The organism is Streptomyces sp. NPDC104381 (genome assembly GCF_055583745.1).
Window position 1 is genome coordinate 252,983 of sequence record NZ_JBVJNK010000002.1, and the last position, 20,981, is coordinate 273,963.

The 20,981-nt window shown below is 72.5% G+C and carries 22 protein-coding genes and 1 pseudogene; 16 read left to right on the forward strand and 7 right to left on the reverse strand.

Translation table 11 applies throughout. The features are described from left to right. The first annotated feature begins 69 nt into the window (after positions 1–69). Both ACZ607_RS06135 and ACZ607_RS06140 read left to right on the forward strand, forming a co-directional pair. Positions 70–564, forward strand: coding sequence for an NUDIX domain-containing protein (locus ACZ607_RS06135; RefSeq protein ID WP_469732237.1), 495 nt, complete (start codon positions 70–72; stop codon positions 562–564). Positions 565–629: 65 nt separating this feature from the next. Beyond that, positions 630–834, forward strand: a pseudogene (locus ACZ607_RS06140) (Sir2 family NAD-dependent protein deacetylase); the annotation flags it as partial. Positions 835–945: 111 nt separating this feature from the next. Here ACZ607_RS06140 and ACZ607_RS06145 read toward each other — a convergent pair. After that, positions 946–1,848: a glycoside hydrolase family 16 protein gene (locus tag ACZ607_RS06145; RefSeq protein ID WP_469732239.1), complete on the reverse strand. Its 903-nt coding sequence runs from the start codon at positions 1,846–1,848 to the stop codon at positions 946–948. After that, on the reverse strand, positions 1,845–2,258 hold the full coding sequence (locus ACZ607_RS06150; protein ID WP_469732241.1) for a (2Fe-2S) ferredoxin domain-containing protein: 414 nt from the start codon (positions 2,256–2,258) through the stop codon (positions 1,845–1,847). Before ACZ607_RS06150 ends, ACZ607_RS06145 begins: the two co-directional genes overlap by 4 nt. Positions 2,259–2,573: 315 nt before the next feature. Here ACZ607_RS06150 and ACZ607_RS06155 point away from each other — a divergent pair, with 315 nt between their 5' ends. Next, the gene (locus ACZ607_RS06155) at positions 2,574–3,158 is read left to right on the forward strand and encodes a TMEM165/GDT1 family protein (RefSeq protein WP_469732242.1); all 585 of its coding nucleotides are present in this window, start codon (positions 2,574–2,576) and stop codon (positions 3,156–3,158) included. Positions 3,159–3,227: 69 nt separating this feature from the next. On the opposite strand, the gene ACZ607_RS06160 is transcribed toward ACZ607_RS06155, so the two are convergent. Beyond that, positions 3,228–3,746, reverse strand: a complete 519-nt coding sequence (locus ACZ607_RS06160; protein WP_469732244.1) for a methylated-DNA--[protein]-cysteine S-methyltransferase — start codon at positions 3,744–3,746, stop codon at positions 3,228–3,230. Next, entirely contained in the window at positions 3,743–5,245 is a 1,503-nt protein-coding gene (locus tag ACZ607_RS06165) for an AlkA N-terminal domain-containing protein (RefSeq protein ID WP_469732246.1), read from the reverse strand. The genes ACZ607_RS06160 and ACZ607_RS06165 overlap by 4 nt, the downstream gene beginning before the upstream one ends. Before the next feature lie 260 nt (positions 5,246–5,505). On the opposite strand from ACZ607_RS06165, the gene ACZ607_RS06170 reads away from it, so the two are divergent. From ACZ607_RS06170 to ACZ607_RS06180, 3 genes are all read left to right on the forward strand, one after another. After that, complete coding sequence (locus ACZ607_RS06170; protein WP_469732248.1) at positions 5,506–6,726, forward strand: right-handed parallel beta-helix repeat-containing protein; 1,221 nt, start codon at positions 5,506–5,508, stop codon at positions 6,724–6,726. A gap of 197 nt (positions 6,727–6,923) precedes the next feature. Further along, positions 6,924–7,532 carry an SUKH-4 family immunity protein gene (locus ACZ607_RS06175; protein WP_469732249.1) on the forward strand — a complete coding sequence of 203 codons (609 nt, stop codon included), beginning with the start codon at positions 6,924–6,926 and terminating at the stop codon, positions 7,530–7,532. Positions 7,533–7,589: 57 nt separating this feature from the next. Continuing rightward, entirely contained in the window at positions 7,590–8,399 is an 810-nt protein-coding gene (locus tag ACZ607_RS06180; protein WP_469733406.1) for a helix-turn-helix domain-containing protein, read from the forward strand. 7 nt (positions 8,400–8,406) lie between these two features. Here ACZ607_RS06180 and ACZ607_RS06185 read toward each other — a convergent pair whose 3' ends face one another. Together ACZ607_RS06185 and ACZ607_RS06190 are read right to left on the reverse strand one after the other, a co-directional pair. Beyond that, the gene (locus ACZ607_RS06185) at positions 8,407–8,775 is read right to left on the reverse strand and encodes a nuclear transport factor 2 family protein (RefSeq protein ID WP_469732251.1); all 369 of its coding nucleotides are present in this window, start codon (positions 8,773–8,775) and stop codon (positions 8,407–8,409) included. 143 nt (positions 8,776–8,918) lie between these two features. Continuing rightward, positions 8,919–9,431, reverse strand: coding sequence for a cupin domain-containing protein (locus tag ACZ607_RS06190; RefSeq protein ID WP_469732253.1), 513 nt, complete (start codon positions 9,429–9,431; stop codon positions 8,919–8,921). 151 nt (positions 9,432–9,582) lie between these two features. Here ACZ607_RS06190 and ACZ607_RS06195 point away from each other — a divergent pair, with 151 nt between their 5' ends. The 10 genes from ACZ607_RS06195 (at position 9,583) to ssuE (ending at position 19,540) form a co-directional block, all read left to right on the forward strand. Next, positions 9,583–10,017, forward strand: coding sequence for an RrF2 family transcriptional regulator (locus ACZ607_RS06195; protein WP_469732255.1), 435 nt, complete (start codon positions 9,583–9,585; stop codon positions 10,015–10,017). Positions 10,018–10,067: 50 nt separating this feature from the next. Beyond that, positions 10,068–10,931 carry a DsbA family oxidoreductase gene (locus ACZ607_RS06200; RefSeq protein WP_469733408.1) on the forward strand — a complete coding sequence of 288 codons (864 nt, stop codon included), beginning with the start codon at positions 10,068–10,070 and terminating at the stop codon, positions 10,929–10,931. Positions 10,932–11,405: 474 nt separating this feature from the next. After that, entirely contained in the window at positions 11,406–12,974 is a 1,569-nt protein-coding gene (locus tag ACZ607_RS06205; RefSeq protein WP_469732257.1) for an ABC transporter substrate-binding protein, read from the forward strand. A gap of 34 nt (positions 12,975–13,008) precedes the next feature. After that, complete coding sequence (locus ACZ607_RS06210; RefSeq protein ID WP_469732259.1) at positions 13,009–14,037, forward strand: ABC transporter permease; 1,029 nt, start codon at positions 13,009–13,011, stop codon at positions 14,035–14,037. A gap of 2 nt (positions 14,038–14,039) precedes the next feature. Further along, positions 14,040–14,927, forward strand: coding sequence for an ABC transporter permease (locus ACZ607_RS06215; RefSeq protein ID WP_469732261.1), 888 nt, complete (start codon positions 14,040–14,042; stop codon positions 14,925–14,927). Continuing rightward, entirely contained in the window at positions 14,924–15,805 is an 882-nt protein-coding gene (locus ACZ607_RS06220) for an ABC transporter ATP-binding protein (protein ID WP_469732263.1), read from the forward strand. The genes ACZ607_RS06215 and ACZ607_RS06220 overlap by 4 nt, the downstream gene beginning before the upstream one ends. Further along, the gene (locus ACZ607_RS06225; RefSeq protein WP_469732265.1) at positions 15,802–16,674 is read left to right on the forward strand and encodes an ABC transporter ATP-binding protein; all 873 of its coding nucleotides are present in this window, start codon (positions 15,802–15,804) and stop codon (positions 16,672–16,674) included. Before ACZ607_RS06220 ends, ACZ607_RS06225 begins: the two co-directional genes overlap by 4 nt. A gap of 46 nt (positions 16,675–16,720) precedes the next feature. Then, positions 16,721–18,061, forward strand: coding sequence for an NtaA/DmoA family FMN-dependent monooxygenase (locus ACZ607_RS06230; protein ID WP_469732267.1), 1,341 nt, complete (start codon positions 16,721–16,723; stop codon positions 18,059–18,061). A gap of 105 nt (positions 18,062–18,166) precedes the next feature. Further along, positions 18,167–18,937, forward strand: coding sequence for an alpha/beta hydrolase (locus ACZ607_RS06235; RefSeq protein ID WP_469732269.1), 771 nt, complete (start codon positions 18,167–18,169; stop codon positions 18,935–18,937). Positions 18,938–18,982: 45 nt separating this feature from the next. Further along, the gene (gene ssuE / locus ACZ607_RS06240; protein ID WP_469732271.1) at positions 18,983–19,540 is read left to right on the forward strand and encodes an NADPH-dependent FMN reductase; all 558 of its coding nucleotides are present in this window, start codon (positions 18,983–18,985) and stop codon (positions 19,538–19,540) included. A 13-nt stretch (positions 19,541–19,553) separates the two neighbouring features. Here ssuE and ACZ607_RS06245 read toward each other — a convergent pair whose 3' ends face one another. Then, positions 19,554–20,969 (reverse strand): phytoene desaturase family protein, encoded by a 1,416-nt coding sequence (locus ACZ607_RS06245; RefSeq protein WP_469732273.1) that lies wholly within the window; start codon positions 20,967–20,969, stop codon positions 19,554–19,556. Positions 20,970–20,981: the final 12 nt, after the last annotated feature.

Consider the following 20,981-nt stretch of genomic DNA (forward strand, 5'->3'; position numbering starts at 1 on the left):
CCTATCCGGACCACCCCTGATCTGCCCATGGCTGTCCGAAACCGCGTGACCGGGCCCTACGCTGCCTCCGTGACCACCTCTGACTACGCCACCTACATCGCAGGCCTCCCCCGCGTGCTGGCCGGGGCCGCCACCCTGTTCAGGGACGAACGGGACCGGGTCCTGCTCGTCGAGCCGAACTACCGCGAGGGCTGGGCACTGCCCGGAGGCACCGTCGAGTCGGACGAGGGGGAGACTCCGCGCCAGGGCGCGCGCCGGGAGACGGCGGAGGAGATCGGCCTCGACGTCGCTCCCGGCCGGCTCCTCGCGGTCGACTGGGTGCGCGGCGTGGGCCGCCCGCCGATCGTCGCCTATCTCTACGACGGCGGGGTCCTGGCGCGGGAGCGGTTCGACGCCATCCGGATCCAGGAGGACGAGCTCCTCTCCTGGCGGCTGGTGGACCGCGCCGACCTCGCCGCGTACCTGCCGGACCGGCTCGCACAGCGGGTCATGGCGGCGCTGGAGGTGCTGGACTCCGGCGCGGGAGCGGCCGAGCTGGAGGACGGTGCGCCGGTCACGGCGTGAGCGGGCGCGCGGGCCCGCCGTAATGCCGTCGCGGACGCGGGGGTGCCGTCCGTAGGCTCGGGGCCATGACTCTCGTCGCGATCCTCAGCGGCGCCGGCATCTCCACGGACTCCGGCATCCCCGACTACCGCGGTCCGCAGGGCCTCTGGCGCAAGGACCCGGAGGCGGAGAAGCTCGTCACGTACGACTTCTACATGGCCGATCCGGAGATCCGCCGCCGCTCCTGGCAGATGCGCCGCACCAGTGCCGCGTGGAACGCCGAGCCGACCCCGTACGACGAGCTGGCCGAGGAGACGGTCCGCGAGCCCATCGGGACGGCGCTGCCCGCGCTGCTGGAGCGGCTGGCCTCGGACCGGGGATGAGCCGCCCTCCGGCGGACCGTCAGGCGTGGCCGGTGCCGTAGAAGCGCACGTGGTCGACCGTCATCGACGCGGGGGACGGGGTCGAGGAGTCGGGAGGGCCGGGCCAGTCGCCCCCGACGGCGACGTTCAGCACCAGGTGCATGTCCTGTTCGAAGACCCAGTCACGCGGGGAGGGCAGCTCCGCCGGGGTCAGCACGAAGTACGGCTCCCCGTCGACGGACCAGGTGATACGGCGCGGCTGCTTGTCGACGGCGTAGGTGTGGAACCCCTCCGAGGCGTCGGCCGCGAGGGTGGTGGAGCCGCCGACGCCGTTCTCGTTGAAGTACGTCGGCCCGTGCGCGGTGCCGTACACCGTGCGCGGTTCCCCGCCGACCACCTCGCAGATGTCGATCTCTCCCTGTCCGGGCCACTCGACCCCGTTGTCGCCCAGCATCCAGATCGCCGGCAGCAGTCCGGTGCCGACGGGCAGCTTCGCGCGGACCTCCACGCGTCCGTGCGTGAGCGCGACCTTGCCCGCGGTGGTCAGCCGGGCCGATGTCCAGGTGCAGAACTCCTGCGTGTAGCAGGGCAGATCGGACCCCGTGGGGGCGGGCCTGGCCGAGATCACGAGGTGGCCGGCGCCGTCGAGGGCGGAGTTGGCCGCGTCGTCCGTGTAGTACTGCAGCTCGTTGTTGCCCCAGCCCTCGGCGTCCCGGTTCCCGGTCTCGGTCGTCCAGGCCCCTTCCGGGGGCCGGGTGCCCGCGGCCCCGTCGAATTCGGCCTGCCAGAACGGCTCGTCCCCGGCCGTGGCGGGACCGGCGGGCCCGGGCGCGGATCCGCATCCGCCCAGCAGTCCGCCCAGCAGTCCGGCGAGCGCCGGCACGAGTGCCGCGCGGGTCCACCGGCAGGCCGTCCGGCTCCCGCCGGGTGACCGGTCCGTCACGCCCCCTCGCCGTCCAGTCCGGCGCGGATCCGGCGGGAGGGGCTGAAGGTGTAGAGGTCCAGGATCTCCGGCGGGTCCGCGAGGCCGGGGCCGCCCTCCCCCGCCCAGGTGGCGATGTCGGCGACGGCGTGCGGATCGTTGACCAGGCCGAGCCAGACGGGGCGGCCGCCGGCGCGGCGCCCTTCGGCGGACGGCTGTACGACGATGACGTTGCCCTGTTCGCAGGCGTCCAGGCACTCCACGGCGCGCACGGTGGCGGCCCCGTCGAGGGACCGGCGCAGGTGGGCGAGCTGGCCCGCGTGGTCCACTCCCGGGATCTTCGGGGTGCCGCAGCAGCAGCCACGGCAGACGCTCACCGTGGGCCGGGACGGGCCGGCACCGGCGGCGGTCTTGCGCGGTCGGTGGCTCATGCGGGGGCACTCCCGGGGGCATCGTCGCTGATCACCGTAGGACTGTACCGAGCCGCGCCTCCGCCGCTCGGGTGAGGTAGTGTGGACGGCTGCGAAGGGGAGTAGCCCCGCAAACCGGTCGTCGACACACTGGAACCTCCGGGTTCCCGGTGGCCGGGCCCGTGGATCCTTACGGGCGGGCGAGACCTTCGGTCAGGTATGACACACCCGCGTCCTGCGGGTGCTGCGGTCATGCCGGGCCGAGTGGTCCTCCGAAAAGCCCGAGCGGCACTTCGCGGAGATCCGGGGCCCGGCTCTCACAGAAAGCCACCCGGAATGCATCTCGACCCCCTGGCGATCGTCACCGCCTTCGGGCTGATCTTCCTCGCGGAGCTCCCCGACAAGACGATGTTCGCCTCGCTGGCCATGGGCACCCGCATGCGCCCGCTCTACGTCTGGTTCGGTACGTCGTCCGCGTTCATCGTGCACGTCGCCATCGCGGTCGGGGCGGGCGGGCTGATCGGTCTGCTGCCCGACTGGATCGTCAAGGTGGTCTCGGCCTCCCTCTTCGCCTTCGGCGCGTTCATGCTGCTGCGCAGTGGCGGCGGGGACGACGACGAGGACGAGGAGGTCAGGACCGTCACCGGCTTCTGGCCGGTCTACTCGACCGCCTTCATGGCGGTGTTCATCAGCGAGTGGGGCGACCTGACCCAGATCACCACCGCGAATCTCGCCGCGAGCAACGGCGCCTGGCCCACGGCCATCGGGTCGGCCATCGCCCTGATGTCGGTGTCCGCGCTGGCGCTGCTGGCGGGGCGGTTCATCGCCAAGCGGGTGCCGCTGAAGACGGTGCAGCGCATCGGCGGTCTCTGCATGCTCGGTCTGGCGATCTGGACGGTGGCCGAGATCTTCGTCGGCTGACCCGGCACCTCCCGCCCGTCACGCGGCACCGGCTCGCCGGCCCCCGCACCTCCCACGCCGTACCGGCTCTCAGAACAGCGCCGGTACGGCGTCGTGCGTCCCCCGCTCGAAGGAGAGCAGCCGCTGCTTGCGCTCCAGCCCGCCGCCGTAGCCGGTGAGGCCGCCGGAGGCCCCGATCACGCGGTGGCAGGGGACGATGATGCCGACCGGGTTCTTGCCGTTGGCGAGGCCCACCGCGCGGGAGGCGCCGGGCTTGCCGAGGTTTTCGGCCAGTTCGCCGTAGGAGCGGGTCTCGCCGTACGGGATGCGCCGGAGCTCGGCCCAGACGCTGCGCTGGAAGGGCGTGCCGTGCAGGTGCAGCGGCAGGTCGAACTCGGTGAGCTCGCCGGCGAAGTAGGCGTCCAGCTGGCGGAGAACCTCCGGGAAGGGCCCGGGGTCCGGGGGGCCGAAGGTCTCCTCCGGCGGGCGGTGCCGCTGCCCGGTCATGTAGAGGCCGGCCAGGACGCCGTCGGTGGCGACCAGGGTGAGGGGCCCGTACGGGCTGTCGGCGACCGTGTGCTGCCGGGCCGGGGCGGGTGAGGCGGTCATCGTGCGTCCTTCGGGGTTGTGTCCGGTCGGACGGGCAGGTGGTTGATGGGATGGTCGTCGACCGTCCACAGGTACTGCACGGCGTACGCGCGCCAGGGGCGCCAGCGCTCGGCACGGGCGGTGAGCGCCGCGGGGGTCGCCGGGAGGCCGAGGTGCCCGGCCGCTCTGCGGATCCCGAGGTCGGTGGGGAGGAAGGCGTCCGGGTCGCCGAGGGCGCGCATCGCGATGACCTCGACGGTCCAGGGGCCGAAGCCCGGCAGCGCGGCCAGTTCCGCGCGGGCCCTCTCCCAGTCGGTGCCCTCGTCCAGGCGCAGGGACCCGTCGGCGAGCGCGGCCACCAGGGTGGTGAGGGTGGTGCGCCGGCTGCGTGGCAGGGCGAGGGTCGCGGGGTCGAGTCCGGCCAGTGCCTCGGGGCCCGGGAAGAGGTGGGTCAGGCCGCCTTCGGGGTCCTCGACCGGGGTCCCGTGGGCGGCGGCCAGGCGGGCCGCGTGGGTGCGGGCGGCGGCGGTGGAGACCTGCTGGCCGAGGACCGCGCGTACGGCGAACTCCGCGGCGTCGACCGTACGCGGCACCCGGCGCCCCGGACCGGCGTCGACCAGGGGGGCGAGCAGCGGGTCCGCGCGCAGCTGGTCGTCGACGGCGACCGGGTCGGCGTCCAGGTCGAGGAGTCTGCGGCAGCGGCTGATGGCCTGGGTGAGGTCGCGCGGGTCGCTGAGGGAGAGCCGGCAGTCGATGTGGCCCGCCCCGGGGGACAGCGCCACGATGCCGTGGCCGTGCGGGAGGGTGAGCGTGCGGCGGTAGGCACCGTCGCGCCACTCCTCGACCCCGGGGACGGCGGTCGCGGCGAGGTGCCCGAAGAGGTTGCTCGGGTTGAGCGGGGCGCGGTACGGGAGCCGGAGCGCGATGACACCCGGGGGTGCCGGTGTGCGGGCGCCGCGTTCCGCCCGGGCGCGCAGTTCGCCCGGGGTGAGCGCGTAGACCTCGCGGACGGTGTCGTTGAACGTACGGATCGAGGCGAACCCGGCCGCGAAGGCCACCTCGGCCATGGGGAGCGCGGTCGTCTCGATGAGAACCCGGGCGGTCCTGGCGCGCTGGGACCTGGCCAGCGCCAGCGGTCCCGCGCCGAGCTCGGCGAGGAGCTGGCGCTCCACCTGCCGCGCGGAGTATCCGAGCCGGGCGGCGAGCCCCGGCACGCCTTCGCGGTCGACGACGCCGTCCTGGATGAGGCGCATGGCCCGGGCGACGGAGTCCGCGCGGGCGTTCCACTCCGGGGAGCCGGGGCTGGTGTCGGGCCGGCACCTTTTGCAGGCCCGGAATCCGGCCTGCTGACAGGCGGCGGCGCTCGGGTAGAAGGTCATGTTCCGGACCTTCGGCGGCACGACGGGGCAGCTGGGACGGCAGTAGATCCGGGTGGTCAGGACCGCGGTGAAGAACCAGCCGTCGAAGCGGGCGTCCTTCGACTGGACGGCCCGCACGCAGCGCTCGGTGTCGGTGTGCATGCTCCAAGCATCGGGCACGCGAGGGCCGGAAGGCTGGCGGAAATCCGACATCGACGTCGTACGGACAGCCCGGCTCGACCGCTCGCTCGCGTTCATACTTTTGAACATCTATCACGTACACGCATATTGACGCGGTCACGACAGACACCTACGGTCGCAGAAAGCGCTTGCTCCCCCCTCATCATGGTGTCCGCCACACCCGCCGTTCACACATCAGAACTCCCGGGCGGACCGGACGCCGAACCGATCTGGAGAGAACGATGCAGAAGAAGAAGCTCTTACTCGCGTCCGTCGGCCTGCTCACCGGCTCGCTTCTCGCCCTGCCCGGCACCATGGCGCAGGCCACCTCCGCCCCCACTGCCGCCGTCGGCTCCCGTACCGTCGGCGCCCTGGCCGCCGACGCCCTGTACGTGGCACCGGACGGCGACGACGACGCGGCCGGTACGGAGTCGGACCCGACGACGCTCTCCTCGGCGATCAGCCGTGTCACGCCGGGCGGGACGATCTATCTGCGCGGCGGCACCTACGCTCACTCCCGGACGGTCACCATCCCGCCGGGCAACGACGGCTCGGCGAGTGCCCGCACGACGCTGGCCGCCTACCCGGACGAGACCCCGGTCCTGAACTTCTCGGCCATGAGCGAGGACCCGGCCAACCGCGGGCTCGCCGTGAACGGCGCGTACTGGCACATCGACGGCCTCGTCGTCGAGCACGCCGGGGACAACGGGATCTTCGTCGGCGGCAGCCACAACGTCGTCGAGCACGTCGTCACACGCTTCAACCACGACTCGGGCCTGCAGATCTCGCGGATCGCCTCCGACACCCCCGACGACGAGTGGCCCTCCGACAACCTCATCCTGAGCTCGGAGTCCCACGACAACGCCGACTCCGACGGCGAGGACGCCGACGGCTTCGCCTCCAAGCTCACCTCGGGCCCCGGGAACGTCTTCCGCTACACCGTGTCCCACAACAACATCGACGACGGCTGGGACCTCTACACCAAGTCGGAGACGGGTCCCATCGGCCCGATGACCATCGAGGACTCCCTCTCCTACGACAACGGGACCCTCTCCGACGGGACCGTGAACTCCGACGGCGACCGCAACGGCTACAAGCTGGGCGGTGACGGCATCGAGGTCGACCACGTCGTCCGGCGCAACATCGCCTACAACAACGGGCACCACGGGTTCACGTACAACAGCAACCCGGGCTCGATGAGCGTGTCGGGCAACGTCAGCGTCGACAACGCCGAGCGCAACTTCTCCTTCGACAAAGGCACTTCGGTGTTCCGCGACAACGTGTCCTGCCGCAGCGGCGACGGCTCCAACGACAAGACGGTGGGCGACGCCGACAGCTCCAACCAGTTCTGGACCGGCTCGAACGGTTCGGCCTGCTCCGCCTACGCCGGCGCGATGGACTGGTCGTTCGCGGCGGACGGCTCCCTCGTCGTGACCTTCGGCGGCAAGAAGGTGACGCCGTAGTCCCACGCCTGGTCCTCACCGCGGAGGGGCGCACCCGGCACAGGCCGGTGCGCCCCTCCGCGCCGGTGCGGACCCCGCTCGGTACGATCACGCGGTCCGGGTCCCGAAGAGCTCTCCACGGCTCGCGGCCCCTTCCCGCGCGTCCGTCACCGCGGCCCCACGGCCCCTGTGCCACCACCGAGTTCGGAGTTCAGGCAGTGCTTTTCGACATCACCCGCGGCGGGCTCGCCGACACCTTCGGCGAGGGCCGGCTCGCGACGCTGCCCGCGACCTCCTTCCCGCCCTCCGCCGCGGCCACCGAGGGCGCCCGGCTCCTGCGGACCGTCGGAGCACCCACCGGGACGCTCCTGCTGCGTACGCCCGACGAGCGCACCGGCCGGCTGCACCTCGTCCAGGACCTCGTCCACCCCGAGGACTTCGAGGACGCGTCACGGGACGCGGGCACATGGCCCGTCATCGGCTGGCTGCTCAACGCCCATCTGGCCCTCGATCCCGGTTCCGGCGGGGTGCACGCCTTCGACCCGGACGAGGGGACGGTGCGGCGACTCCACACGGACGTCTCCTCCCTCGTCCAGGTCACCCTCCGGTTCCAGCTCCTGCTCGACACGTTCGCCTTCGGCGACGACGAGGAAGCCGGCTTCGAGCGCCTGGAGGACGAGGTCGGGCGCATCCGTCAGGAGACGAGCGCCGTCGATCCGCTCCCCTTCCAGGACGACGAGACCCTCTGGTGGGTGATCGGCGACGAGATCGCCGGAGGCCAGCGCTTCGAGGGCGACAGCCCGGCAGGCCGGGCGCTGTACGGCTGACGGAGGCGTCGGGCACCGCCGTAGGGATCGGATACCGTCCTGAGCATGACGACTGCCATGACCGGGACGGTCGATGACGTGAACGTCGGGAGCCTGCTGCGCGGCTGGCGCAAGCTGCGGGGCGTCACCCAGCTCGAACTGGCGCTGAAGGCGGACAGTTCGGCGCGGCACATCAGTTTCATCGAGACCGGCCGGTCCACGCCGAGCCGCTCCATGGTGCTGCACCTCGCCGAGCACCTCGCCGTGCCGGTCCGTGACCGCAACGCGCTTCTCATGGCCGCGGGTTACGCCCCGTCGTACCCGGAGACCTCACTGACCTCGCCGGCGATGACCACCCTCCGGGCCGGTCTCGACCAGCTGCTGACCGCCTACGAGCCGTTCCCCGCCCTGGTGATGGACGGGATGTACGACGTGGTGAGCGCGAACAAGGGCGTGCAGACGCTGCTCGACGGGGTGGCGGCCCACCTCCTGGAGCCGCCCCTGAACGCCATGCGCCTGACACTGCATCCGCAGGGCCTGGCCCCGCGGATCCACAATCTGGGCGAGTGGCGTGCCCACCTGCTGGAACGGATGGACCAGCAGGCCACGCTGCGCTCCTCGGACGCGCTGCGCGACCTGTACGAGGAGGTCGCCGCCTATCCCGCGCCGCCCGGCAGCACCCGCACCGGGCCGGCCGGCGGGCAGGCCCCGGCCGCTCACCCGTACGCGCTGCCGCTCCGGATCGAGGTGGGCGGACGGGTGCTGTCGTTCATCTCGACCGCCACGACGTTCAACACCCCGATGGATGTGACCGTCTCCGAGCTGGCGGTCGAGACGTTCCTGCCCGCCGACCCGGAGACGGACGCCGCCCTCCGGGCCGCGGGCTGACGGCGGATCACGCCCCGGGCAGGCGGTCCAGGAAGCCCGCGACATGGGCGATCCGGCCGTCCTCGGCGAGCGTGATCACGTCGAAGCCCGCGGCGGGGGCGGACCCGTCGGCGGTGGACACCAGGTCCCAGGTGAAGCGCACCAGGTGGTGGTGCGCATCCGGCGTACCGGTGAGCTGGAACGTGAACCCGGGGAACTGCTGCTGGGCGCCGGTGACGGCCGCCGCGATCCCCTCGTGGCCCCTGGCCTCGCCCAGCGGGTCCGTGTAGGTGCCGTCCTCGGTGAACGCCGAGGCGACCGCCTTGGCCAGCTCGTCGGGGGTGGCGGCGTTCCAGGCGGCGAAGTAGCGCTCGACTGCGTCCTGGTGGATGGTCACGGCGGTGTCCTCTCGTCGGTGCCGGCGCACCCGGGCGGTGCGTCCGCAGCAGGACCGGTCGTTCCCGTCCCGCGTACCGACAGCCTGGCGCGGCCGTCCGGGACGGTCGATTACCGCTGAGGTAATGCGCGCCCCGCCGGCGGTCACCCGGCCGGGGCGTCCGGGTCCAGGGCGTACAGACGCGGCAGGTTGACCACGATGGCCTCCTGGGTGCTGCGGGCGATGACGACCACGGCCTCCTCGGTGGGATCCGGGTTCTCCTCGCGGTGCGGCACGAACGGCGGGACGAAGATGTAGTCACCGGGCGAGGTGCGCAGCCGTACCTCCTCGGGCTCCTCCCCGGAGTCGTCCAGGAAGACGAACTCGGGGTGTCCGCTGACCACATGGATGGCGGTCTCGGACTCCCCGTGGTGGTGGTCGGAGGAGGAGGTCGCGGGAGCGACGTGGGTCTGGCCCATCCAGAGCTTCTCGGAGCCCACGGTCTTCCCGCTGACGGCGCTGAACCGGCGCATGCCGCCGGTCTGCGCCGTGTCCCCGTCGAGCGCGTCGGCACGGATGTGGTGCAGACGGGTGCGCAGGGGTGCCGCCGGGCGGCCGGGGGCTTCGTGGAGATGAGGGTGGAACCCTTCTCCGGGGGTCGTCAGCGGCTCGCTCATGGCTGGGACGTTAGGTCGGTGCCGAAAAGGATGTCAAGAGGTGTCCTTTCTGCTTCACCTGCGGCAATGTTCCCGCAACACTGGGCGCGGCGCCGGAGCGGAACCGCCGAGGAACCTCGCCCGGGGTCCCTCGCCGGGGCATGATGTGGGCATGCATATCTCCGCGAAGGCGGACTACGCCACGCGCGCCCTTCTGGAGCTCGCGAGTGATCCCGGCCGTCCGCTCTCCTGCGAGGCCATCGCCTCCTCGCAGGAGATTCCGTTCAGGTTCCTGAAGTCCGTGGTGGGCGAGCTGCGCCGGGCCGGCCTGGTGCGCAGCCAGCGCGGCTGCGAAGGCGGCTACTGGCTGGGCAGACCCGCCGACGAGATCGCCCTGCTCGACGTCGTACGCGCCGTGGACGGTGAGCTGATCACCCTGCGGGGCCAGCCGCTGGCCGGGCTCGACTACCCCGGCCCGGCGGTGGGCCTGCCCGGGGTGTGGAGGAGGGTCGAGTCGGACGCCGCGGCGGTTCTCGGGGCGCTGACGCTGGCGGCGCTGCTGCCCGCCGGGGCGCGCGAACAGCCCTCCGTGATCGGTGCCGCGTGACCGGCGGGCCGGACGCCCCGCCGGTCGAGGTGGTGGAGTACACCGACCCGATGTGCCCCTGGGCCTGGGGCTCGGAGCCCGTCTTCCGCAGGCTGCGGACCGCGCTGGCCGGCCGGGTCCGCTGGCGGCGCGCGTACGCGATCCTCTTCGACGACGAGGACGACCCGGCGCCCGATCCGGCGGCGGAGACCGCGTACTACGCCGGTTACGTCGAGCGGATCACCTCCCACACCCATGCGCCCCGCGCGGCCCGGCTGAGCCGTGTCGCGGCCAGTTCCTGGCCCTCGTCGCTCGTGGCCGTGGCCGCCGAGCTCCAGGGCGCCGACATCGCCGAGCGGGTGCTGCGACGGCTGCGGGAGACGGTCTTCGTGCTGGGCGAGCCGGCGGACACCCTGGAGGCCGCGGTGGCCGCCACGCGCGGTGTCCCGGGGCTGGACCAGGACCGGCTGACGGCCGACGCGGGCTCTTCCGGCGTCCTGGAGCGGGTGCGCGCCGACCGTGCGGAGGCTCGCCGGCCGGTCCCCGACGTCCTGTCCGTGCACGGCGGATCGCCGCACCCCGGCGCGGCGAAGGAGACCTTCGACGGCGGGTACCGCTACGCGCTGCCGACGCTTCTGCTGCGCACCGGGCCGGTGTACCGCGCGGTCCCCGGCTGGCGGCCGTACGAGGCGTACGCGGCGGCCGTCGAGGAGCTCAGGCCGGGGCTGCCGGGCCCCTCGGCGCCGCTCTCCCCGTCCGAGGCGCTGGAGCGCCACAGGAGCCTGACGGAACCGGAGCGCCCACTGCTGGCGGAGGGGGTGTGGCCGCCGCCCGGCGCGGTTCCGCTGGGGACGGGGAACGGCCTTCTGTGGCTGCATCCTGACGAGGCATCAGTGCATCCCGCCGCCGCCCGGATCCCTCCCGCACCGCTCTGAGCTGCGGTTGAGCCCCGTCCCGCTGAATGAGACACCAATGGGTGTCCATTGACAGCCGAGGACGCGTGCCGCCAGGATGAGCCCATGCTCACGACGCACCCCGGTGTGGTGTGCCGCTACGTGGACCTGCGGCGCACCTCCAGCGCACTCTGTCGCTGACCGCTCACCACCCTCGTTCCACAGGCGCCGCCTGACCTCCGTCGGCAGCACCGGCCGCCCTTCCGGCCGCTGATCCGTGCCTGTGCCCCGCGCCGGCTCCCCGCCTTCCGTCGCACCTGTTCGTCGTCACCCCGTCCGGGGCCGTGAGTTCCTCGACTCCCCCGCTCGGGCACGCTCCTGCCCTGCCGTGCGCCGTCACCACGACGGCGCACGCCCGCACACCCGACGACGGTTCACGCGAGTGCCGCGCTCCCCCTCACGCTCCTCCGCCTCCTCCTGCCCTTTTCCGGGCCGGACCCCATCAGAGAGAACGAGATGTCCGCACGCCTCACGATCCGCCGCCGACCGGACGCCCGGTCGGCCCGACAGGCGGGCGGCCTGAGGGTCGCTGCCCTCGGAACCGCCTTCGTCGCCCTGCTCGCGCCGGCTCTGAGCGCGTGCGGCGGCAGCGCCTCGTCGTCGTCCGGCGGCGCCACCCTGAAGTGGGCCTCCTCCTACTTCCCGGCCCACTGGGATCCGGTGGTGTCCGGCAGCGGTGCGCAGTTCCGCGAACTCGCCCTGGTGTACAGCTCGTTGACGCGCACCGACGAGGAGGGGAAAGCCGTCCCGGATCTGGCCGAGAGCTGGGAGTACAACGCGAAGGGTGACGGGATCACCTTCCACGTACGCCCCGGGCTGAAGTTCAGCGACGGCGAGCCGGTCGACGGGGCGGCCGTGAAGGCCGCGATCGAGCGGGCGCAGAAGCAGAAGAACTCCGCGCTCTTCGGAGACCTGACGTCGATCGGTTCGGTGAAGGCCACCGGTCTCGACGTCACCCTCGATCTCACCCAGGTCGACTACCAGATACCGCAGTTGCTCGGCGAGCGCGTCCTGCAGATCGCCAGTCCCAAGGCCGCCGCGAACCCCACGAAGCTGGACCAGAACCCCGTCGGCGCCGGGCCGTTCGTCATCGAGCAGCTGGTCCCGGGCACCAAGGCGGTCCTGCGGAAGAACCCCGACTACTGGGACGCGGAGAACATCCACATCGACGATGTCGAGCTGGTCTCCGCCCCCGACGCCTCCACCGTGGTCTCCGGACTGCGGACCGGGGTGTACAACTTCGCCGACCTCGACCCGAGCCAGGCCTCCGCCGCGGAGAAGGCGGGCCTGGACGTGTTCTCCCAGCCCGGCTTCAACGCCTCCAACATCAGCCTGAACGTGAACAAGGCGCCGTTCGACGACGACAGGGTCGTCGACGCGCTCCGCTACGCGGTCAACCGCAAGGAGTTCGTGGACAAGCTGACGTTCGGTCATGGGGAGGCCACGGACCAGCCCTTCCCCAAGGGCTATGTGGCCTACGACGCGAAGTCGGAGAACGCCTACCCCTACGATCCGGCGAAGTCGAAGAAGCTCCTGGCCGAGGCGGGCCACAAGCCCGGCGACATCAAGCTGAACCTGGTCATCCCGGCGGAGGACCCGCAGGCCGAGATCGTCCAGTCGCAGCTGGCGGCCGTGGGCATCAAGGTCACCATCAAGATCGACAAGAACTGGGCCACCCCGTTCTTCGCCAAGGACCTGGCCTTCTCGCTGTACTCGACGACGGGCCGCGACTCCGCGGTGCAGACCCTCACCGCCCACTTCGGCCCGAACGGCCCGCTGAACCTGAGCACCCCGTACGAGCCGGACGGCTTCAAGGAGGCCGTCGCCGAGGTCCGTCAGACCCCTCTGGACGCACCCGACTACGCGCAGGTGCTCCAGGCGGCGACGCGCGCGGGTCTGGAGAGCAAGGCGCTGATCTTCACCTTCTCCTCGCCCAACCTCTTCGCCAAGAGCAAGGCCCTGTCCGACCTGCCGAAGAACCCGGCCCACATCGACTGGACCGGCGTGAAGATCTCCGGCTCGTGACCCGTCCATCCACTGCAGAGAGGGGGCAGACCCCATGACGACGACCACGCCGGAGGCCGTTCCCGACCGCCGCCGCAGGGTCGCCACGGCCAGGGCGCGGCACGCCGCGGGGCGGGTGGCGGCCGCCCTGGGCCGCTCGGTCGCGATCTTCGTACCGGTGTTCCTGGTGGCGACCTTCGTGACGTTCGCCCTGCGGTCGCTGAGCGGCCTCAGCCCGGCCCGTATCCAGCTGGGCGAGGAGGCGACCCCCGAGGCGATCCAGCGGATCGAGGCCGAGTGGGGACTCGACCAGCCGTTCCTGAGCCAGTACGCGAACTGGTTCACGGATGTCTTGCACGGGCAGCTCGGCACCAGCTGGGTCAACGGGGCCGACATCTCCACGCTGATCGGCCTCGGTCTGGGGGTGAGTCTCTCCGTCGCGGTGTTCGCGCTGGTCATCGGGGTGGTCGTGGGCTTCCTCCTCGGCACGGTGGCGGCGCTGCGGCGCACCACCCCCGTCGACCGGGCGATCACGGGCTTCGTCACCGTGATCTCGGTGATGCCGGCGTTCGTCGTCGGCATCGTGCTGGTGGCGGTCCTCGCGGTGGGGCTCGGGCTGTTCCCGTCGGCCGGCTACGTCCCGGCCGAACAGGGCATCGGCCCCTGGCTGGCCCACATCACGCTCCCCGCACTCGCGCTGAGCTTCGACGTCATCGCCGATGTCGCCCGCCAGCTGCGGTCCGGCCTCATCGCGGCGTACGGCGAGAACTATGTGACGGGCGCCGTGGTCCGGGGCCTGAGCCCGCGTCGGATCTTCTTCGCCCATGTCCTGCGCAACGGCCTCGGGCCCGCCCTCGCCACGATGGGCCAGAAGTTCCCGGCGCTGGTCGGCGCCTCCGTCGTCACGGAGTGGATCTTCGGCCTCCAGGGCTTCGGACGGTTCGCCAACGACTCGGCCCAGGCCGGTGACGTGCCGGCGGTGCAGGGCGTGCTCGTGGTGTCGATCGTGCTGGTCGTCTCCTTCAACCTGATCATCAACCTGGTGCTGGCGCGTGTGATGCCGGCATCCCAGCGGGGGGTCTGACGATGCTGCGCCGTGTCCTCTCACTCACCTCCGGCCGGATCGCCGTGGGCATCCTCGTGCTGATCGCCCTGCTCGCCGTCTGCGGTCCGTGGCTCGCCCCGCAGGATCCGCTGGCCACCAGCGACAACACCCTGGCATCGGCCTCGGGCGCCCACTGGCTGGGGACGGACTACCTGGGCCGTGATGTGTTCAGCCGCCTCCTGGACGGCTCGCGGATCAGTGTGCTCGGTTCGCTGGAGGTCGCCCTGATGGCTCTGGTCGTCGGGGCCGTCCCGGGCATCCTGTCGGTCTACTCGGGCCGGGTCTTCGAATGGCTGACCCTCCGGCTGGCCGACACCCTGGTGGCCCTGCCGTTCCTGCTGTTCGCCATCGCGGTGATCGCGCTCCTCGGCAACGGCATCACCCAGGCCATGCTCGTCACGGGCGCCCTGGTCTCCCCGCTCTTCTACCGGGTGTCCCGGGCGGCCACCCTGGCCGTGGCCCGCTCGCCGTACGTGGAGGCCGCGATCATCTCCGGGGCCTCGGTCGGCTGGGTCGTACGCCGCCATGTCTGGGTCAAGGTGCTGCCGCCGATCGCGGTGGCCCTCGCGCAGACCGTCGGCGTGGGCTTCGTCATCGTCTCCAGCCTGACCTTCCTCGGGATCGGCGTCCAGCCCCCGGCTCCCACCTGGGGCGGTCTGCTCGCCTCCGACCTGGGCTACCTCAGCCACCAGCCCTGGGCCCCGGTGGCGCCCGCCCTGCTGATCATGGTCACCGTCTGGGCGTGCAACCTGCTCGCCGACGCCATCCGCGACGTCTCCGGTGAGGCGGGCCGCGCCCTGGTCAAGCGGCGCGACGCCTCATCCCGTACGGGCTCGTCCGCCCCCGTCCCCGTGGGAGGTTCCCGATGAGGACGCTGTCCCAGAACACCGCCGCCGGCACAGCCCCGCAGCAGGCGCCGCCCGTCCCCGCCGCTCCCCCGGTGATCGCCGTACGCGACGTACGCATCAGCGACCTGGCCACCGGCCGGGAGATCGTCCACGGCGTCGGCTTCGAACTCACCCCCGGCAGGACGGTCGGCATCGTCGGCGAGTCCGGCAGCGGCAAGACGCTCACCTGCCGGGCGGTGCTGGGCATCCTGCCCCCGCACTTCGAGGTCTCGGGAGGATCCGTCGAGATCGACGGCACCGACATCGCGTCCCTGACGCCCCGGCAGTGGACCGCCCTGCGCGGCACCACGATCGGCGCCGTCTTCCAGGACCCGGCGTCCTACCTCAACCCGTCGATCCGGGTGGGCGCCCAGATCGCCGAGGTCATCCGGGTCAAGAAGGGCGTGAAGCGGCGCGAGGCCCGCCGGCAGGCACTCGAACTGCTCGGGGCGGTACGGCTGCGGGACCCGGAGCTGGTTTACGGCCAGTACACCTACGAGCTGTCGGGCGGCATGCTCCAGCGCGTCCTGATCGCCGCGGCGATCGCCGTGGAGCCCCGGGCCCTCATCGCCGACGAGGCGACGACCGCCCTCGACGTCACGGTCCAGGCCGAGATCCTCGACCTGCTGGCCGAACTGCGCGAGCGCACCGGCCTGGCGCTCGTCGTCGTCTCCCACGATCTGGCCGTCGTCGCCCAGTTGTGCGACGAGGTGCTGGTGATGCGGCAGGGCGAGGTGGTGGAGCAGGGCCCGACGCGGTCGGTGCTGCACGACCCGCAGCACCCGTACACCCGGCTGCTCATGGCCGAGCACGAGCAGTACGGCCTGGACAAGTTCCTCACCCCGAAGGAGGCGTCATGACCACCGCGTCGCCCGAGGCCGGCCCCGCCGCCGGGGAGACCGCCGCGCCGGCCCCCGTCCTGGCCGTCGAGGGCCTGGAGGTCCGTTACGGCCGGGGCCGCCGGGGCCGGAGCGCCCTGCGGGGCGTCTCGCTGAGCGTGGCGCCCGGGGAGACCGTCGGCGTCATCGGCGAGACGGGCTCGGGGAAGTCCACGCTGGCCCGCGCCGTGCTCGGCCTCGTACGCGCCTCGGCCGGCTCGATCCGGGTCGGCGGCGAGGAGGTCACCGGGTACGGCAACCGCCGGTGGCGCGCCCTGCGCCGCCGGGGCGTCGTCCAGTACGTCTTCCAGGACCCGCTGCGCAGCCTCGACCCGGACCTCACCGTCGAGGACTCCCTGACCGAACCGCTCCTCGTCCAGGGGGTGCCGCGCAAGGAGGCGATGGAGCGGGCACGCGCGTTCCTGGACCGGGTCCACCTCTCCGAAGAGCTGCTCGGGCGGCTGCCGGGCGAGCTCTCGGGCGGCCAGCGCCAGCGCGTCGCCGTGGCCCGCGCCCTGGTCACGGAGCCCGCCCTGGTCATCCTCGACGAGCCGGTCAGCGCCCTGGACTCCGCCAACCGCGTCCAGGTCCTGGAGATCCTCAAGGAGCTCCGCGCCGCCGGGACGTCCCTCGTCTTCATCTCGCACGACCTCGGCTCCATCGCGGGGACCGCCGACCGCATCGCCGTGCTCTACAGGGGGGAGCTCGTCGAGGTGGGCGCCGCCCGTGACGTCGTCAACCACCCGCGACACGTGTACACGCGCCTGCTCGTGGGTTCCGCGCCGACGCTGCACTCGCGGACCGCCGACCGCTCCGAGCGGGAGGCCCTGCGCGCACAGCTGGCCGGCTGACCGCCCGGCACCCGCCCGTCCCCCCGCACCACTGAGAGGAACACCCATGTCCCGCAGGATCCATCTCGCACTGCACCCTTACGGCGTCGGCGGCCCCGGCCAGCACGGCCTGTGGAAGGACCCGCTCGTCGCGAAGAACGCCAGCATCGACATCAACTACTACATCCAGCAGGCGCAGGCCGCCGAACACGCCCTCTTCGACGCGCTGTTCGTCGTCGACAGCCAGTTCATCAACTCCACCTACCCGTCGCACTACCTGAACCGGCTGGAGCCGCTGACCCTGCTCTCCGCCGTCGCCACCCACACCAAGCACCTCGGCCTGGTCGGCACGGCGAGCTCCACGTACAACTCGCCGTTCAACCTGGCCCGTCGGTTCGCCTCCCTCGACCACATCAGCGGCGGGCGCGCCGGGTGGAACGTGGTGACCAGCTTCGACACCGGTACGTCCAGGAACTACGGGCTCGACGAACACCTCGACTACACCACCCGCTACGGCCGCGCCCTGGAGTCCGTGCGGGTCGCCCAGGGGCTGTGGGACTCCTACGAGGACGACGCCTTCCCGGCCGACGTGGAGCGGGGCGTCTTCCTCGACCCGTCCAGGCTGCACGCGCTGGAGCACGCCGGGGAGCACTTCAAGGTCGCCGGGCCGCTCAACATCTCCCGGTCGCCGCAGGGGCAGCCGGTCATCTTCCAGGCCGGGGTCTCCGAGGAGGGCCGCGACCTCGCCGCACGCGTCGCCGAGGGCATCTACGCACCGGGCGGCACGCTGGAGTCGGCGCAGGAGTACTACGCGGACATCAAGAGGCGGACCGCCGCCTACGGTCGCGACCCCGACCACATCAAGGTCTTCATCCACGGCGGCCCGATCGTCGGCGCCACCGACGAGGAGGCCCGGCGCCGGGAGCGGGAGATCTTCGAGGAGGACAACGACTTCGCGAGCAACCTCGCGCTCCTGGGCCGGTCCTTCGGCGCGTACGACTTCAGCGTGCACGATCTGGACGCGCCGTTCCCGGACGTCGCCCACCTCGCCGAGAAGGGCGGCCGGACGGGCGCCGGGAAGATCATCGAGCGCGCCAGGGCCGAGGGTCTGACGTTGCGTCAAGTAGCGGACTCCGTCAACGCGTTCAAGCGTTCCCCGTTCGTCGGGGCGCCGGAGACCGTCGCCGGCACCATCGAGAAGTGGTACGACGCCGGCACCCTGGACGGCATCAATCTGGCCTTCCGCAACAACGACGACCTCGACCGCTTCGTCGACGGTGTGGTGCCGCTCCTCCAGAAGCGCGGCCTCTTCCGGACCGAGTACGAGGCCGACACCCTGCGCGGCAATCTCGGGCTGCCCGTGCCGGAGAACCGCCACACCGTCGCGCGCCGGTCCGTGAGCAGCTGATGCGGCCCATGAACCCCCACCGTCCCGCGCACCCCCACCGGTCCGCGAACCTCAACCGCCCCCACCCGCACCCGCGGTCGCATGCGTCCGCGCAGGAGACCTGAGATGACCGAGTACACCGACTTCCACGCCCCCGAGGGCCTCCGCACCCGGGGCACCGTCCTCGTGGTGCCCGGCCGGGGCGAGACCCGGGCGACCTACACCCGGCTCGGCAGGCGGCTGGCCGCCGACGCCTACCGCGTCCGCGTCATCGACGCCCCCGACCTCGGCGCCGACGACCTGAGCGGCGCGCTGACCCGCTTCGGCGACCGGCTCGCCGGCGCCGCCGAGGACGCGGCCGGTGACGAGGACGGCTTCGTCCGGCCGCTGGTGCTGGTGGGGGCGGACACCGGTGCCGCCGCCGTCGCCGCCCTCCTCGGCAGGCCGGACGCACCGTCGGCCCTGCGGCCGGACGCCGTCGTCCTCGCCGGAATCCCCGGCGGCAGCGCCGCCCCCGTCGGCGGCTGGGAGGACGAGCTCGACGTGCGTACCGCCTGCCCCGCCCACCGGGGCACGCTCACCGGCGACTCCGGCATCCGGCGCGGCGCGCTCGACGAGGCGGTGCCCCAGGCCCTGCTCGCGGCGGCGTACGGCGGTGGCATCGACGTCCCGGTGCTGCTCCTGACCGGCGACGCCGATCCGCTCGCGGACCGCGAGGCCCTCGTGCGTACGGCGAAGTCGCTGCCGCGCGCCCGGCTCTCGGTGGTGCGGGACGCGCACCACGACGTCCTCAACGACATGCAGCACCGTTCGGTGGCGGCGGAGGTCGTCACCTTCCTGGAGACCGTGCGCAACGCGCTGGTGCCGGTCGTCACGGTCGATTCGAGCGCCTGGTAGCACCGCCCCGTCCGGTACGTCCGTCCTGTAGAGAAAGGTCCCCTCATGGCCACCATCCTGTCCGTGTCCGGCAGCCCGTCCGCCACCTCCCGCACCGCCCGGCTCCTGCGTCATCTGGACGACCGGCTCCGGCAGCAGGGCCACGACGTGACGCCGCTGGACGTACGCACCCTGCCCGCCGAGGCGCTCCTCGGCGCCGACTTCCGGCACCCCGCCGTCGTCGAGGCCACCGCTCTGTTCGAGCAGGCCGACGGTGTGGTCATCGGCACCCCGGTCTACAAGGCCGCCTACTCCGGGCTGCTGAAGACGCTGCTGGACCTGCTCCCGCAGTTCGCGCTGACCGGCAAGACCGTGCTTCCGCTGGCCACCGGGGGCAGCACGGCCCATGTGCTGGCGATCGACTACGCGTTGCGCCCGGTGCTCAGCTCGATGGGCGCGGCGCACATCGTCCCGGGGTGGTTCACGCTCGACAAGGACATCACCGCCGGCGAGGACGGCACGCTGACCGTCGCACCCGGTACGGCCGAGGCGCTCGCCCAGGTGACCGACACCTTCTCCCGGGTGCTCGGCGGCCGTACGACCGTGCTCGCGGCGGCCGGCTGAGCGGCTCCGGCTCTCAGCCCGCCCTCAGGCGGCGCCACACCGCCCTGGCCGCGTGGTGTCCCGACATGCCGTGCACTCCCGGGCCGGGCGGGGTGGCCGACGAGCAGAGGAAGACGGCGGGGTGCGCGGTGGCGTAGGGCACGCGGGCGAGCTTGGGCCGGAGCACCGTCTGGAGGCCGGTGAACGCCCCGGTGGCGATGTCCCCGCCGACGTAGTTGGCGTTGCGCAGGGCGAGGGTGGGCGGTCCGGCGACCGCCCGTGCCAGGACGAGGTCGCGGAACCCGGGGGCGAACCGCTCCAGTTGCCGCTCGATCACGTCGGTGGCGTCGCCCTCCCAGCCGGACGGGACATGCCCGTACACCCAGAAGACATGGCGGCCCTCGGGGGCGCGGGTCGGATCGACGATGCTGGGCTGCGCGGTGATCAGGAAGGGGACGCGCGGGGGGCGGCCGGCCACGGCGGCGCGCAGGGCCGCGTCGATCTCGGCGGCGGAGGGGCCGACATGGACGGTGCCGGCGCGCCGGGCCTCCTCCGCCGTCCAGGGGACGGGGCCCGACAGCGCGTAATCGATCTTGAAGCAGGAGGGCCCGTAGCGGTAGTGGTCGTAGGCGCCGCCGAGTCCGGCGATCCGGGCGAGCGCGGTCGGTGAGGTGTCGAAGACGTACGCCCGCGCGGGGGGCAGTTCGTCGAGGCGCCGGACCTCGACCCCCGTACGGACGGTGCCGCCCTGTTCGCGCAGGAAGGCCGCGAGGGCGTCGGAGATGGCCTGCGAGCCGCCGCGCGGCACCGGCCAGCCGTTCTCGTGCGCGGCGAGCGCGAAGAGCAGGGCGATCCCGCCGGTCGCGATGCCGCTCGCGGGGGCGATGGCGTGCCCGGCGAGGCCCGCGATCAGCCCGCGCGCCTTCTCCCCCCGGAAACGGCGGGAGAGCAGCGTGGCCGGCTGGACCGCGTCCAGTCCGAAGCGTGCCCAGCGGTAGGGGTCCTTGGGCAGGCCGTCCCAGGGGGTGCGCAGGAAGTCCTGGGCGAGGGTGTCCCAGTGGCCGGTGTAGGGGGCGACCAGCCGGCGGTAGGCGCCGGCGTCCTCCGCGCCCAGCGACATGGCGGTCTCGCCGACGGATCCGGTGAGCACCGCGGCCGATCCGTCCGGGAAGGGGTGGGCGAGGGAGAGGGGCGCCTGAAGCCATTCGAGGCCGTGCCGGGCCAGCGGCATGGCCCGGAACGCCGGGGATCCGATGCCCAGGGGGTGCACGGCGGAGCACGGGTCGTGGCGGAAGCCGGGAAGGGTCAGCTCCTCGGTGCGGGCACCGCCCCCGACGGTGTCCCCCGCCTCGAACACCTCTACGGCGAATCCTCGGCGCGCGAGCTCGACGGCGGCTGTCAGCCCGTTCGGGCCCGCCCCCACGACGACGGCATCCAGCATCGATGGCACCTTCGGACTCCT